The 14,006-nt window shown below is 64.3% G+C and carries 13 protein-coding genes and 1 pseudogene; 7 read left to right on the top strand and 7 right to left on the bottom strand.

Annotated elements, in window-relative coordinates; genetic code table 11:
• Nucleotides 1–142: 142 nt before the first annotated feature.
• Nucleotides 143–1,054, bottom strand: a complete 912-nt coding sequence (locus ACFQX9_RS16595; protein WP_018459865.1) for a LysR family transcriptional regulator — start codon at nt 1,052–1,054, stop codon at nt 143–145.
• Between the two features lie 113 nt (nt 1,055–1,167).
• On the opposite strand from ACFQX9_RS16595, the gene ACFQX9_RS16590 reads away from it, so the two are divergent.
• The 3 genes from ACFQX9_RS16590 to ACFQX9_RS16580 all read left to right on the top strand — a co-directional run bounded on the left by ACFQX9_RS16590 (nt 1,168) and on the right by ACFQX9_RS16580 (nt 5,003).
• A complete protein-coding gene (locus ACFQX9_RS16590; RefSeq protein ID WP_377789567.1) occupies nt 1,168–2,808 on the top strand; it encodes an FAD-dependent oxidoreductase in 1,641 nt (546 codons plus the stop codon).
• 100 nt (nt 2,809–2,908) lie between these two features.
• Nucleotides 2,909–3,889 carry a tripartite tricarboxylate transporter substrate binding protein gene (locus ACFQX9_RS16585; RefSeq protein ID WP_247295759.1) on the top strand — a complete coding sequence of 327 codons (981 nt, stop codon included), beginning with the start codon at nt 2,909–2,911 and terminating at the stop codon, nt 3,887–3,889.
• A 253-nt stretch (nt 3,890–4,142) separates the two neighbouring features.
• Entirely contained in the window at nt 4,143–5,003 is an 861-nt protein-coding gene (locus tag ACFQX9_RS16580) for a DMT family transporter (RefSeq protein WP_377789565.1), read from the top strand.
• Between the two features lie 18 nt (nt 5,004–5,021).
• On the opposite strand, the gene ACFQX9_RS16575 is transcribed toward ACFQX9_RS16580, so the two are convergent.
• Nucleotides 5,022–5,957 (bottom strand): LysR family transcriptional regulator, encoded by a 936-nt coding sequence (locus ACFQX9_RS16575; RefSeq protein WP_377789563.1) that lies wholly within the window; start codon nt 5,955–5,957, stop codon nt 5,022–5,024.
• Between the two features lie 92 nt (nt 5,958–6,049).
• Here ACFQX9_RS16575 and ACFQX9_RS16570 point away from each other — a divergent pair, with 92 nt between their 5' ends.
• Nucleotides 6,050–6,904, top strand: coding sequence for an NAD(P)H-dependent oxidoreductase (locus ACFQX9_RS16570; protein ID WP_377789561.1), 855 nt, complete (start codon nt 6,050–6,052; stop codon nt 6,902–6,904).
• Between the two features lie 20 nt (nt 6,905–6,924).
• Here the strand turns inward: ACFQX9_RS16570 and ACFQX9_RS16565 are convergent, their stop codons facing one another.
• Complete coding sequence (locus ACFQX9_RS16565) at nt 6,925–8,133, bottom strand: EAL domain-containing protein (protein WP_377789560.1); 1,209 nt, start codon at nt 8,131–8,133, stop codon at nt 6,925–6,927.
• A gap of 545 nt (nt 8,134–8,678) precedes the next feature.
• Nucleotides 8,679–9,842, bottom strand: coding sequence for a hypothetical protein (locus tag ACFQX9_RS16560; RefSeq protein WP_377789558.1), 1,164 nt, complete (start codon nt 9,840–9,842; stop codon nt 8,679–8,681).
• Nucleotides 9,843–10,182: 340 nt separating this feature from the next.
• Here ACFQX9_RS16560 and ACFQX9_RS16555 point away from each other — a divergent pair, with 340 nt between their 5' ends.
• The gene (locus ACFQX9_RS16555; RefSeq protein ID WP_377789555.1) at nt 10,183–10,806 is read left to right on the top strand and encodes a LuxR C-terminal-related transcriptional regulator; all 624 of its coding nucleotides are present in this window, start codon (nt 10,183–10,185) and stop codon (nt 10,804–10,806) included.
• Nucleotides 10,807–10,890: 84 nt separating this feature from the next.
• Here ACFQX9_RS16555 and ACFQX9_RS16550 read toward each other — a convergent pair whose 3' ends face one another.
• The 3 genes from ACFQX9_RS16550 to ACFQX9_RS16540 form a co-directional block, all read right to left on the bottom strand.
• Entirely contained in the window at nt 10,891–11,139 is a 249-nt protein-coding gene (locus ACFQX9_RS16550; protein WP_018459875.1) for a hypothetical protein, read from the bottom strand.
• A 122-nt stretch (nt 11,140–11,261) separates the two neighbouring features.
• The gene (locus ACFQX9_RS16545) at nt 11,262–11,639 is read right to left on the bottom strand and encodes an Hpt domain-containing protein (RefSeq protein WP_018459876.1); all 378 of its coding nucleotides are present in this window, start codon (nt 11,637–11,639) and stop codon (nt 11,262–11,264) included.
• Between the two features lie 153 nt (nt 11,640–11,792).
• Entirely contained in the window at nt 11,793–12,491 is a 699-nt protein-coding gene (locus tag ACFQX9_RS16540) for a Crp/Fnr family transcriptional regulator (RefSeq protein WP_018459877.1), read from the bottom strand.
• A gap of 390 nt (nt 12,492–12,881) precedes the next feature.
• Here ACFQX9_RS16540 and ACFQX9_RS16535 point away from each other — a divergent pair.
• Nucleotides 12,882–13,361: pseudogene (locus ACFQX9_RS16535) on the top strand (response regulator).
• A gap of 424 nt (nt 13,362–13,785) precedes the next feature.
• Nucleotides 13,786–14,006, top strand: a 221-nt coding sequence (locus ACFQX9_RS16530) for an Hpt domain-containing protein (RefSeq protein ID WP_377789056.1), incomplete at its 3' end; no start/stop codon positions are given.

Raw genomic sequence — 14,006 nt, 5'->3', positions numbered from 1 at the left:
GACCGAACTCGCTTTCCACGGCATCCACACCTCCCGCAGAACAAAAGCGGAAAGTGTAATCCATGTGTCCGGTACGTTTTGTCACCTATGTCTCGGGCCGCTCACCGCCACAATAAAACGGCTTTCCAGAAAGCTCGGCAGATCAGTCTGATCTTGCCGGCTCTCGCTCCGCCAGCACCGTCCGCGCCGTCGCCACGAACGCCTGCGCGGCCGGCGACAGCGTCCGACCCTGGCGCTGCAGCAGCGACACCGGGCGGGTGATGGCAGGGCGTATCAGCGGCTTTGCGATCAGAGTTGGAAATTGATCGGCCGGCAGCATCGTCGCAGGAAGGATAGCAAGGCCGAGGCCCTGCGCCGTCATGGCGAGCGCGGTGTTGATCAGCGTCACTTCATAGGTCGGGTTGAGGTGCTTGCCCTGGCTCCCCAGCGCCTGATCGATCTGCATGCGTATCCGCGTCTCGCGCCGCATCGCGATCGTCGGCATCTGATCCAATTCGTCCCATGTCAGTGAGCGCCGTGCCGCGAAGTCGGGGGTGCGCCGGCCGATGGCGCTCAGGCGGCCGCGGGTCAGCGTCTCGATCGTCAGCTCCGCGAATTCTCCCTCGACGCTGCCGATCGCGAACTCCGCATCCGTCGCGATCAGACGTGGAACGAGATCGTCGGCGGCGACGTCGCGCATGTCGATTTCGATGTCGGGATAGCCTGCCCGGAATTTTGCCAGCACCGAGGGCAGCAGTGCCGATGCGGTACCGGCTGAGGCGAGAAACGCGACTCGGCCGGCGCGCGCCTGCGCGAGGTCACGCATGCGCCGCGACAGGCCCAGCGCATCGCCCAGCATCCGTTCGGCGGCATGAACTGCCTCGTCAGCGGCCCGCGTCGGCTGCACCGAACGAGTGGAGCGATCGAACAGTTTGACGCCGAGCTGCGCTTCGAGCTGTTGGATCAACAGGCTCGCCGCCGATTGCGTGATCCCCAGCTCGCGCGCAGCCCGCGTGATGCTGCGCGTACGGTACACGCCGGTGAAGGCCTGCAATTGCCGTAAGGTGACGTTCATAGGCAAAGCTCATGAGTTGATGAGTTCTTTCCGGCTTATCACATAAGCGAGCATGCAATAAAATGCATGCCGTGGTCGGTGAAGCGGCGATCGCCAAGGGATTGGAAACGAACATGAGGACACAGGTGCTGGTGGTGGGCGCCGGGCCCGTCGGATTGACCGCGGCGATGGATCTGGCTTCCCGTGGGATCGACGTCGTGGTCGCGGAGATCCGCCATGCCGGCGATCCGCCCAGCGTCAAATGCAATCACGTCTCGGCGCGTTCGATGGAGATCTTCCGCCGGCTCGGCGTCGCCGCAAAGCTGCGCGACGCAGGCCTGCCCGCAGATTTCCCGAACGACTGCTCCTACCGGACCACGGCGACCGGCATCGAGCTGTGCCGCATCGACATTCCCTCGCGCGCACGCCGCTACAGCGCCACCGGCGGCCCCGACACCTGGTGGCCGACGCCGGAGCCGCCGCACCGGATCAACCAAGTCTATCTCGAGCCGATCCTGTTCAGCCATGCCGCCGCTCAGTCGCGCATCACCATTCTGGCGCGCACGGAAATCACGGACATCGAGCAGAATGACGACCATGTGGTCGCATTGGCGCGCGACCTCGACAGCGGAAGCTCGCTCCGCATCGAGGCTTCCTTTGTGATCGGTTGCGATGGCAGCCGTTCCCTGGTTCGCAGATCGATCGGCGCCAACCTGTCCGGCACGCCGGTGATCCAGCGCGTGCAATCGACCTTCATCGAAGCGCCGCAGCTCAAGGAGCTGATGGGCGCGCACAAGCCGGCCTGGATGGTGCTCTCGCTCAACCCGCGACGCTCAGGCACGACGGTGGCGATCGACGGTCAGGACCGCTGGCTGATCCATAATCACCTGAAGCCAGACGAGCCCGAATTTGATTCGGTCGATCGGGACTGGGCGATCCGCGCCATTCTCGGCGTCGACGAGCGCTTCGAATACCGCGTCCTCAGCAAGGAGGACTGGGTCGGCCGCCGGCTTGTCGCCGATCGCTTCCGCGACCGCAGAGTCTTCATCTGCGGCGACGCCGCGCATCTGTGGATGCCGTATGCGGGCTACGGCATGAATGCGGGGATTGCGGACGCCGTCGACCTGTGCTGGCAGGTGGCGGCGCATCTGAACGGGTGGGCGCCGGCTTCGATCCTGGATGCCTACGAGGCGGAGCGTCAGCCCATCACCGAACAGGTGTCGCGCTTTGCCATGGACCATGCGATGAAGATGATGGCGCAGCGTGGTGGAGTCTCCGCGGAGATCGAGGACGACACGCCGCGCGGCCACGCCGCGCGCGCAGCGCTGGCCAGGGCGGCCTACGATCTCAACGTGCAGCAATATTGCTGTGCCGGATTGAACTTCGGCTACTATTACGATGCCTCGCCGATCATCGCCTATGACGGCGAGACGCCGCCCGCTTACGCGATGGGCAGCTTCACCCCCTCCACCGTGCCGGGCGCTCGCGCGCCGCACCTGTTTCTGCGGGACGGGCGATCGCTCTACGATGCCTTCGGCGTCGGCTACACTTTGCTGCGGTTCGATCCGGCGATCGATGTAGCGCCATTGAAGTCTGCCGCAGAGCAGCGCGGCATTCCGCTCGCGCTGCTCGACATTGCGCCGGACGAAGCGAACGGCGCGTATGCCGAGAAGCTGGTGCTGGCGCGGCCCGATCAGCACGTCGCCTGGCGCGGGCAGGCCGCGCCAGCGGACCCACAAGGCTTGCTGACGCGCATCACCGGCGCTTCGGCGTAAGGCGATTTGAAGCGGACGGTCTCGCGGCGAAGTCCGCCGGCAGGTGATTTACAAAGTCGTGGTTCACAAAACAAAAAAAGACTCGCACCAGGAGGGAAACGTGTTTCACGTTGCAAGCCGCCGCATTTTGGCCGTGCTGACGGCCGCGAGTTTCGCCGTGCTGCCGCTGGAGGCGGTCCGAGCGGTCTATCCCGAGCAATTGATCAAGATCATCGTGACCTTTCCGCCCGGCGGCAGCGCCGATACCGTCATCCGCGCGCTCGAACCGCTGGTCACTGCCGAGCTCAAACAGGGTCTCGTGATAGAGAACCGCGCGGGTGCTGGAGGCAACATCGGCATGGCCGCGGTCGCGCAGGGCAAGCCTGACGGCTATACGCTCGGCATTGCGCCGGCAGGCAGCCTGACGGTCAATCCGCATCTCAATTCGTCGATGCCGTTCGATCCGAAGGATCTTGCGCCGATCACCCTGCTCGCGAAAATTCCCTTCGTGCTGGTTGCGTCAGCGAACGTGCCGGCGCATACGGTCGCGGAATCGATCGCGCTCGCCAAGGCCAAGCCGGGCGCGTTGTCGATCGGGCATGGCGGCAATTCGACCGCCATGCACTTGACCGCGGCACTGTTCACGCAGAAGACCGGGATCGCCATGGAGCTGGTCCCCTATCGCGGGACCGCGCCGGCGACGGTCGATGTTCTCGCAGGCCATGTCCCCTTCGCGGTACTGGATATCCCCGCATCGAGGCAACTGATCCTCGAAGGTAAGCTCAACGCCATCGGTGTGTCGTCTGCGCAGCGTCTGTCGTCCTTGCCTGATGTGCCGACACTCGCCGAGAGCGGTATTGCGGGTTTCGAATCCGTTGGCTGGTTCGGGCTGGTTGCTCCGGCCGGCACGCCAGCCGATATCGTCGGCCGGTTGAACGAAGCCTTCGGAAAGGCCCTGAAGGATCCATCGGTGGTCGAGAAGATCCGGACGCTTGGCGCAGAGCCTGCACCGACCTCGCCGGAGGAGTTCAGCCGCTTCATCCAAAGCGAAAGCTCGAAATGGGGCAAGCTGATCAGTGAAGCGGGCATCAAGGCGAATTAAGTGTCGCCCACGCAGCCCTGCTGCTCGTCGGCAATCATCCCCGGCTCGCCTTCAGCGCCCGCCGCATCACGATCGCGGTCTAGAAACACGATTCCGCCCCGGCGTAAGTCATTGATCTTGCAGTCCCCGGCTACTGTGCATGGGGTTGTTTTCGCGCTTTTTGTTGTTGGGTCTTGGAAAGCTTACAGGTAATCGTCGCGCCACCCCGGCTGGCCACTCCAGTTGCGATCACCACCGTCAAGGCAAAACGACCATGCAATCTTCCGGCAGCGGCTGGGGCAACGGCCTTCTCGGCGTCATCATCTTCAGCGGCTCGCTGCCGGCGACGCGCGTGGCGGTCGGCGGGTTCTCCGCGCTGTTCCTGACCTCGGTGCGCGCGGTCATCGCCGCGTTGATCGGCGTGGCCGTGCTCGGCCTGCTCCGTCAGGCGCGGCCGCAGCGCAAGGATCTCGTCTCGCTCGCCATCGTCGCCATCGGGGTCGTGGTCGGCTTTCCCTTGCTGACGGCGCTTGCGCTCCAGCACATCACCTCGGCGCATTCGATCGTCTTCATCGGGCTCTTGCCGCTGTCGACCGCGATCTTCGGCGTGCTGCGCGGCGGCGAGCGGCCGCAGCCGATGTTCTGGCTGTTCTCTATTCTCGGCAGCGCCACCGTCGCGGGCTTTGCCCTCTCCAACGATGGCGTCGCATCGCTCACCGGCGATCTGCTGATGGTCGCGGCGATCGTGCTGTGTGGGCTCGGCTATGCCGAAGGCGCCGCGCTGTCGCGCCGGCTCGGCGGCTGGCAGGTGATCTCCTGGGCGCTGCTGCTGTCGCTGCCGCTGATGGTGCCGGTCGCGATTCTCACCTGGCCCTCGACATGGAGTGGCGTCGGCGTGCCCGCCTGGATCGGGCTCGCCTACGTCTCGGTCTTCAGCATGTTCGTCGGTTTCATCTTCTGGTACCGCGGGCTTGCGATCGGCGGCATCGCCCGCGTCGGCCAGTTGCAACAGCTGCAGCCGTTCTTCGGCCTTGCGCTTGCAGGCCTGCTCCTGCACGAACCTGTGGCCTGGAGCATGATCGTCGCGACCGCGCTGGTGGTCGCCTGCGTCTTCTTCGCACGGCGGTTTGCCTGAGGCCGGATTGATGCGGCCTTACCTCTTGCCCGGTTGCGGTTTTTCAATCCCCGGCAGCTGCGCGATTCCCTTGGCGAGAAAATCGACCAGCAGCCGGACCCGCGCGATGCCGGACCGCTCCGGGACGATCAGCATGTTGAGCGGAACGGACGGCGGCGCGTAGTCTTCAAGCACGCGCTCGAGTTGGCCGGAGGCAAGCAGGTCGTCGACGAGCCAAAGATGCGCCGGCGCAATGCCTCGCCCGGCCACGAGCGCCTCGCGTGCGGCAAGCCCGTGATCCACCCGCAGCCGCCCTGCGAAGGGGACCACATGACGGCCGCCGCGGCGCCCGTGCAGCACGAGCACGTCGCTGCCGGCGATGTTCGACATCCTGACACCCTCGTGGCCGGCGAGATCTTGCGGGCGCGCGGGCCTGCCGCGCGACGCCAGATAGTCCGGTGCGGCCACAAGCACCCGCCGCGACTGACCAAGCAGCCTGAGCTTCATCGAGCTGTCGGGGAGTGGCCCCAGGCGCAGGGCGATATCGACACCTTCCCGCACAAGGTCGATCCGCTCGTCGGTCAGGCTGAGATCCACCGCCACGTCCGGATAGCGGTCCTGGAACGCGAACAGCAAACGACTGACGTGGAGCACGCCGAAAGCCGCGGTGCAGGAGACGCGTACCGTTCCGGCAGGCGCGCCGCGTGTGCTGCGCGCCTCGTCGCCGGCGAGTTCGACCAGGCGCAGGATCTGCACGCAGTCGGCGTAATAGCGGCGCCCCTCCTCCGTCATCGTCACGCTGCGCGTCGTCCGCGTGAGCAGCGGCACGCCGACGGCCTGCTCCAGTTCCCGAAGATGTCGCGTCACTGTCGACTGGCCGAGACCAAGCTCGCGCGCGACCGCGGACAGGCTTCCGCGCTCGGCGACCCGCACGAAGCTGCGCATGCGTTCGAGCGTCACGTCCGATTTATCCATATTTCGGCATGATCCTATCCATCGGCGACAACTACCGGATTGCAGTCGGAGGCGCTACCTGCTGCTCGCAATCGTCAACCAAGGTGCTGATCATGAAAGTGTTGATCGTCTTCGCTCACCCCGAGCCGCGTTCCCTCAATGGCTCGCTCCGCGATGTCGCTGTCAGAGAACTCGAGGCTGAGGGACACGAGGTGCGGGTGTCAGACCTTTACGCCCACGGATGGACATCCGAGGTCGGCCGCGCCGACTTTCCGCTGCTGCCGCCGGACGCGCGGCTGGCGCCGGCCGCCGCCTCCAAGCAGGCGTTCGAGTCGGGCACACTCACGGCGGACGTCAAGGCCGAGATCGAGAAGCTGCTGTGGGCGGACGTTCTGATCCTGCAATTCCCGCTGTGGTGGTTCAGCATGCCGGCCATCCTCAAGGGCTGGGTCGACCGCGTGTTCGCCTACGGTTTCGCCTATGGCGTCGGCGAGCACAGCGACAAGCGCTGGGGCGACCGTTACGGCGAAGGCAGGCTGGCGGGCAAACGCGCGATGCTGATCGTGACCGCCGGCGGCTGGCAGGAGCATTATTCGGCGCGCGGGATCAACGGGCCGATCGACGACCTGCTGTTCCCGATCAATCACGGCATCCTCTATTATCCCGGATATGACGTGCTTCCGCCGTTCGTCGTCTACAAGGCCGACAAACTGGACGAAGCGGGTTTCCAGGCGACTGCCGAACGTTTGCGCGAGAGGATGCGAACGCTTGCGACCACACCGCCGATTCCCTACCGGCGCCAGAATAGCGGCGATTACCTGATTCCGAGCATGCGGCTCCGCGCGGGACTTGGGCATTCCGGCGCGACCGGCTTCGCGCTTCACGTCGAGCAGGTCGAGGCACACAGCCCGAATGGTGAAACGAGCTCCCTGCGCTCGACGGCTGAGGGGTGCGCGGCAACAGCGTAATCCGCCGCTCGCGCACTGAATCACCCCATCACCGTCCGCGTCAGCGTGCTCCGCGCAAACTTCTTCAGCGGCATCGGCTTGCCGAACAGAAAACCCTGCACGAGGTCGAAGCCGAGCTCGTTGGCGGCGACGAGGTCGGCGCGGCTTTCGACGCCCTCGGCGATGGCGCGCACGCCATAGCCATGCGAAAGCTCGACGATGTGGCGGCACACCGTGCGCTTGAGGCGATCAGTGCCGCTGCCGGTGACGAAGTGCCGGTCGGCCTTCAGCTTGATGAATGGAATTTTTCCAAGGTCCATCAGCGACGGCCAGTTGGCGCCGAGATTGTCGACCGACAGGCCGATATTGTGCAGACGCAGTTCGCGGGCGACCTCGGCCAGGAGATCGAGATCGCGGATCGCCTCCTCGCTGTCGATCTCGATCGTCAGCCCGCCGAACGCCGGATGCGTCGGCATGCGCCGGCAGAGATCGCGCACGGCTTGCGGCTCCTTCAGATAGGACGCCGGCAAATTGATCGCGAGATCGACCGGGCTCTGCTGCTCCAGCAGATAGTGCCAGTCCTGCATGGCGCGCTCGATCACGAATTCGGAGAGGTCGCGCATATTCGGGTCGTGCTCTTCGGGGATGAAATAGGCGGGCGGCACCACGCCCCAGGTCGGATGCCGCATCCGCACCAGCGCCTCGGCGCTATTGCGAATCAGCGTGCGCGCGTCGATCTTGGGTTGGTACCAGAGCTCGAGCCAGCCGGCGTGCAGGGCCTCGCCGACATGCACGGCGGGGCTCGGCGCCGGCTCCTCGGGCAACAGCATCGCGACACGGTCGCGCAGCGTCTCCGCGGCAAACGGCGTTGTCAGCGGCGGCAGCATCTTGAGGCCGTATTCCTCGCCGACCTGCTGCACGGCCCTGACGATGATCGACTCGCGGGCGCCCACAGTCAGAACCCTGCCGTCGAAGGCCTCGCGCACCAGCGTCTCCAGAAATGTGCCGGGCTCGATGCCGTCGGCGGCGATGCCGAGCAGGATCAGGTCGGGCAATTCGCTTGTCAGCACGCTCTGCAGCTCCTCGGCACTGGCGCATTCGGTGGTGACGAAGCCGAGATCCTCCAGCACTTCCGCGAGAAACGCGCGAAGATGGCGCTTGCCGTCGGCCACGCAGGCGCGCGGCTTCACCTTTCGCCGTCCGAAGGTTTTCGGCCTTCGTTCGGCGAGTTCTACAATTTCGTCGTTCATCGCAAGCACTCCCGTTCCGTGCCGGTGTGTTAGCGACGTGAGCAGTTTCAAATATGGAAGGCTTCAGTCGATTGTCGAATTATCTGAGTAACGTTAAAGCGCCCATCACGTCTAAAATTATCTGGATCTCGGTCGGGAAGTTTTTACGTCTACCCGCGCGCCGGGCGCGGGGTTGCGACAATCACTGGAGATCTCGCGACGTGCAGTGCGGCTGCATGGTCGCGCACTGTCCTGCAATTGGACCAAGCCACGCGCGCCTCGCCCAATTGAATAATGGAGCGCCTCAATTGCGCGCGACGCGCGCATTTTTCCCGGTTCGCTCGTGACGGTTCTGCGACAATGCGTCGGTGCGCGCTGGCGCCAATGTGAAGCACATCACAAGCGGATTGCTGCACGTGCGCTATTGCTCTGGGCAGCCGGTGGTGGGCTGTCGAGGATCGCAGCAATGACGTCGCGGCGAATAATGTATTGGTGGTTCAGGTTCGTGCTGTCAGGGCGATTTCTCGATCGTTTCCTGTGCCTGCCGCGCGCGCATTAGCGCGGGATCAGGTTTGGCCGATCAGCTTGCGCAACGCGGCCGCGCCGTCCTCGATCGCATCGCGTCCCTTCCAGGCCAGATAGGACAGCTTGCCACCGAGCGTGTCGTGGCTGCGCAGCCGGCGCGAACCGAGAATGTGGCCGACATTGGAGGGGAAGCGGCTCACCTCGGCGGACACCAGCGCCGCGATCGCGTCCATCAATTGCTGGAGCCGAATGCCCCATTCGCAATGCTCGATGCCGTCGATCCGCACCTTGAGCGCATATTCGGTCTCGTAGATCTCGGCGAGCAGGTCGCGCGCAATCAGCACCCGATTGTGCCGGAGCGCGATGCGCAAGGCGAGGCGCCTGTCGTCGAGCTGGTCGAGCACCATGTGAACGACGCAGGCATAGGGCGCGGCGGCGACATCGGCGGCGCCCTTGCTCGCGGCGGCCTTGGTGGCAAGGCGCACCAATTGCCAGAACGTCTTCAGCCGCCTCGCCACCAGCGTCAGCGCGAACGGCAGCGCCTCGGGATGGGCCTTCTTGAAGGCGTCCAATCGGGCGGTGATCTGATCAACCGTGCCGTCGTCGAACTTCGCGATCTTCTCGGGCAGCCTGTCGTTGAACTTCGGCAGCGCGGCGCCGGCGCGCAGCACATGTTGGATCTTCTTCACGTCCTCGAAGGCGGTGCGCGATGCCGTGTATTGCGCGAGCTTGCCGCGCGCGAACTCGGTGCTCTCCGCTGATGCGAGGGTGCTTTCGAGAACCTTGACGACCTTGGTCTGGAAGGTCGATGCGATCTTCAGCACTTCCTTCTGGTTGTTGGCGGCGACCTGGTCGTTGATCGCCTTGATGTAGTCGCGTGCCATGGTCGGCAGCAGGTCGCGGCAGATCCACTCCCAGATCGGGGTGAGGGTGTTGCGCGAGATCCGCCCCATGTTGGCATGCTCGGGCGCGCCGTCGATCAGAAGCAGCTCGAGCGGCGCAAAGAAATGGCGCGAGGGACTGGTGGCGCGCGCCTGGTTCGATCCGTCCTTGCGAAATTCGGCGCGCAACCGGGACTGCAGGTCGGACGAGCCCGGCATGTCGATGCCGCACAGCTCAAGCCGTTCGAGCTCGCTGAGCAGGCAGCTGCGCGACAGCGGCGTCAGCTTCTGCAGGAAGTTCGATAGCTGGTCGATCTCGTTCATGGCACGCAATCTTCCGCAACGTTTCCAGCAGGCCTACCGACCCCATGCATGGAGGCATTTGCGCGCTCTCAATTGCGACATAGAGAAGCAAGCTGCCGTTAATATATCCGTAAAATCCAAGGCCGCAGGTAATCGGCGCGGATCTGATCGTTAAGAAGGCGTCGAGTGACCCGCCTATCATGTGGGCAGGTTCAGCAACCTAAGAATGTTGAGGGACGTTGCCACTCAAGCATAAAGTGTGCCTCTGCCGGGGTTTCAGCACAAAACTGCCAAATTCACCGTAGTCTTACGGAGCAAAAAGTTAACTACAGACCGCGTTGGGTTCCGCTAAACGAGTGACATGGGGTCACAGAATGATACGGCCACTGATTCGCGGCCATCGGAATGGTACGAAGGCAACGCCGCTCCAACTGAAGAGCTCGATGCCGTCCGTCTGAACGCCGCCCGTGCCAAGGCGGCCGACGAAATGGCAGCCGCCATCGCCCGCGAGCTCAACGGTCCCCTCACGGCGCTCCTGCTCTACATGGGCGAGATCAAGCATCACAGCGATCAGCTCGCGCCGGTGACGGGCGACCGTGCCTATTTGCAGCGGGTCGTGGAGAATGCGCTGGTGCAGACCGAGCGGGTTTGTGGCCTCGTCAAACAGCTTGCCGGTTCTCACACGGGTGGCCTGCCGATCGCGTCCAGGGCCGAGGGCGCCGAATCGAAGTTCGCGCGCGCGCCACAGCTGCAGCGCGTGCCGAGCGCCGAAATCCTCGGCCTGTCAGGCCAGAAGCGGCTGACCAAGCGCGAGCGCGAGGTGCTGAGGCTGATCAGCGAGGGTTATTCGAACAAGCAGGGTGCGCTTCGGATGCAGATCAGCCCGCGCACCTTCGAGAGCCATCGCGCCGAGGCGATGCGGAAGCTCGGTGCGCGCAACACGGCGGACCTCGTCCGTGCGGCGCTGCTGCATTCGATCGACTGAAGGGCCTTGCGTCGGGCCGCCCGGCAGCGGGCGAGGGCCAAGCGTGAGGCATTTCTCGAAAAAGACCCGCGGCTCCGACCGTGCTCAGAAATAATCTTCGGCGAAGGGACGCGCGCGCGACGAGGGCCGCAGCGGCTTGAGCTCGTCCTTCGGCACGTTGGGAATGATCGTGATGGTCCAGCGGGGCGGCATGCTCGATTCCTGCTCCAGCACCGAACGTACGAAGCCGGTCACCGTCGCCTCGCCAGCGGCCACCGTCGCCATCCGGCCGTTGAACTGTGCGATGCGGAAGCGGCGAACTTCTTTCTGGTCCGCGGTCTCGTAGGTGAACATGGAAACCCTCCTGGTTTCCGGCGACTATCGCTGCCTATGATTAGCCATCTGTGAAAATCCCAAGCCGTAGAAGTACGGCGGGCATGCACGCGTGAGTGGTTGGAGCGTTTCGAGCGAGCGCGTCAGCCCTCCGGCTCCTGCGCGCGCGCGGCAGCGTAGGCGGCGTCCATCAGGTCCAGGAGGTCGCAAAATCCGGCGTCGCCGAGCCTCTCCGCGGTCTTCTCCAGCCGCAGCGCCAGCACCGCGAGCCTGACATAGCCGAACGTTCCGGCCGCGCCCTTCAGCGAATGCGCCTCGCGGGCGATCCTGCCGTGGTGCTGCGCGAGCGAGAGCGTGCGGAACGATTGCAGACGCGCGCAGGTTTCGCTCCAGAACACGTCGCGCACTTCGCAAGCACCATCCTCGCCGATCTCGCGCACCAGCGCCTGGTACGCGCCCGGCTCGCGCGCGGGTTCGGCATCAAGCACTGTTTGCGCAGGCGCGACGGTGACTTCGAACATGGTTTGGCCTGCCTTGATCACGGTTTGCCGCCGGCCCGTACAGGCGCGCGCGGCACATCCGTGTCTACGGCATCTGGATTTCAGTTCCGGTAGCAGGACATTCCGTGTTTGCGGGCCGGAATTAGCGGCCGGTTTACCACGCCGCAGCGCCAGTCAGCGCGGGCCGAGCAGCCGGTCATACTGCGCCTTCACGGTGGCGTAGCATTCGCACGCCGTCTGGCGCAGGCCGTCCAGGTTGAGGATCTGGATGTGTCCGCGGCTGTAGTTAATGAAATTCGCCTGCTGCAAGGTGTTGGCGACCAGCGACACGCTGTTGCGCCGAGCGCCGATCATCTGCGCCATCGCCTCCTGGGTCAGCAGCAGCCGGTAGTCGCCGGAGAGGTCATGGGTGTGGAGCAGGCAGCGCGACAGCCGTGACTCCACCGGATGAGCGGCGTTGCAGCCCGCGGTCTGCTGCACCTGCGCGTAGACCGCCAGTCCGTGACGCGTGAGCAGCGTCCGCAGGGTGCAGCTCTGGTCGGCCGCGACGCGCAGCCGGTCGAGGTCCATCATCGAGGCGGAGCCTGGAACCAGCACGATGGCCGTGTTCAGCGCGCAGGCATCGCCCATGATCGAGAGCGTTCCGAGCAGGCTGTCGCGGCCGATCATGGCGACTTGCACGTGCTCGCCCCTGGCGAGCTCCACCACCAGCGAGATGACGCCGCGATGGGGAAAGTAGGCGCGCTTGAGCGTTTCGCCGGTCGCGACCAGCACCGCGTCGTGCGGCAGATCGCCCGTCCGCAGGTGGGGGCGGATCAATTCATAATCGTCCGCCGACAGCGCGGACAGGAAACCGTTGGAGGAACGTACCATTGTTTCCAAAGTAGCCTCCCGTCTCCCGGACCAGCACGGGGAACTGCTTGTCGTTCGGCCACGTTCCATCATGTTCCCGTCGGGATATATTGGCAATTGGGACAAGACGTCCGATCGCAGTCAGTGCCGCTGCACGTTGGCCTCGCCAAGACAGATTCCCTGACCCAATTCCTACCGAGCGGGAACCAGCAGATCCAGATGGTGCGGCTGGAGCATCGGTTTGGAGCTTGTTCGCGGTCATGGTTGATCCGGCGCGTTTCGAGGTCATCCGCGCCGCGTCGTCGTCATGGAGTTGCCTTGGCGCCGCGCGGCCGCAGATTCTGCGTCAATCGTCTTTCCGGCTCCGAAGGACGCTCTCAACAGTCCATTTCTCGAGCAAAGGAGCATGGCGTGCGCCACGGTTCAATTATTGAATCGCCAAATCGGGAAGCTCAAACGGGGACAGAAGATCTGCGCGATATTCTCGTCGTCGATGACGACCCGATGGTCTGCATGGCCATCGAAGTCTATCTTCAGCGCAACAGTTTTCGGGTGACGATCGCCGAAGGAGGGGAAGCCGGACTTCGCGCGCTCGAACACGAACAGTTCGATCTGATGATCACGATATCTTCATGCCGCACATGCGCGGGTTCGAATCGGTCCGGATCTTTCACGAGCGGGCGCCGGCCGTTCCGCTGATAGCGATGTCCGCTACGCGTTCGCAAATCTGAATTCGCCGGCCCCGGATTTCCTCCGGTGGCGCTGGAGCTGGGTGCGGCGCGCTGTCTGCGCAAGCCGTTCACGCCGCACGCGCTGCTCGCCGCCATCAACGATTGCCTGGCGGAGCACCGTCCCCAGGGCGAGCTTGCCCCGGCCGCGCGCCTGCGTTAGCGCGGCACCGGCCGCAGCGGACGCGGGTAACGGTTCGTTTACCGCAAATGCGGGTCATGCATATCCCGGCAGAGCACCAGGCGACGTGGCGAGACCGCCCCGGATTGCAGGCGGCTCGATACAATTTGCGCGAAGACCGCGCATATCGTCCTTCACAAGCAGGGCTTTCCCGCGCGCCTGGTCCCGCCGTTATCGGCACGTTCACCTAACGCGTCTCGCCGCTGCGGCGTGGGGCCGGTTTTGCCGAAAAACGCTGTCCCATGCAGTCGAACGGCAAACTTGTCTTCAATATCCGTATTAGCACGGAGGATGAAATTAACGGGACCGTGAAAGGGGATGTCTAACGATCCAAGGTGGGGACTTCCGTTCATGCCAGCGCGGCTCGGGCGTCGAGGTCCAGATCCAGGTCTGTAAGGCGTAGCTCATGGATGATCTGTTGCGGGAGTTTTTGACGGAAACTAGCGAGAGCCTGGACACCGTGGACAATCAGCTGGTGAAGTTCGAGCAGGAGCCGAACAACGCCAAGATCCTGGATAACATCTTCCGGCTGGTCCACACCATCAAGGGCACGTGCGGCTTCCTCGGATTGCCGCGACTGGAAGCGCTGGCGCATGCCGGCGAGACGCTGATGGGAAAATTCCGTGA

It is taken from the genome of Bradyrhizobium sp. GCM10028915 (genome assembly GCF_042666195.1).
Lineage (GTDB): Bacteria > Pseudomonadota > Alphaproteobacteria > Rhizobiales > Xanthobacteraceae > Bradyrhizobium > Bradyrhizobium canariense_D.
This window is presented reverse-complemented; position numbering and strand designations above follow the sequence as displayed.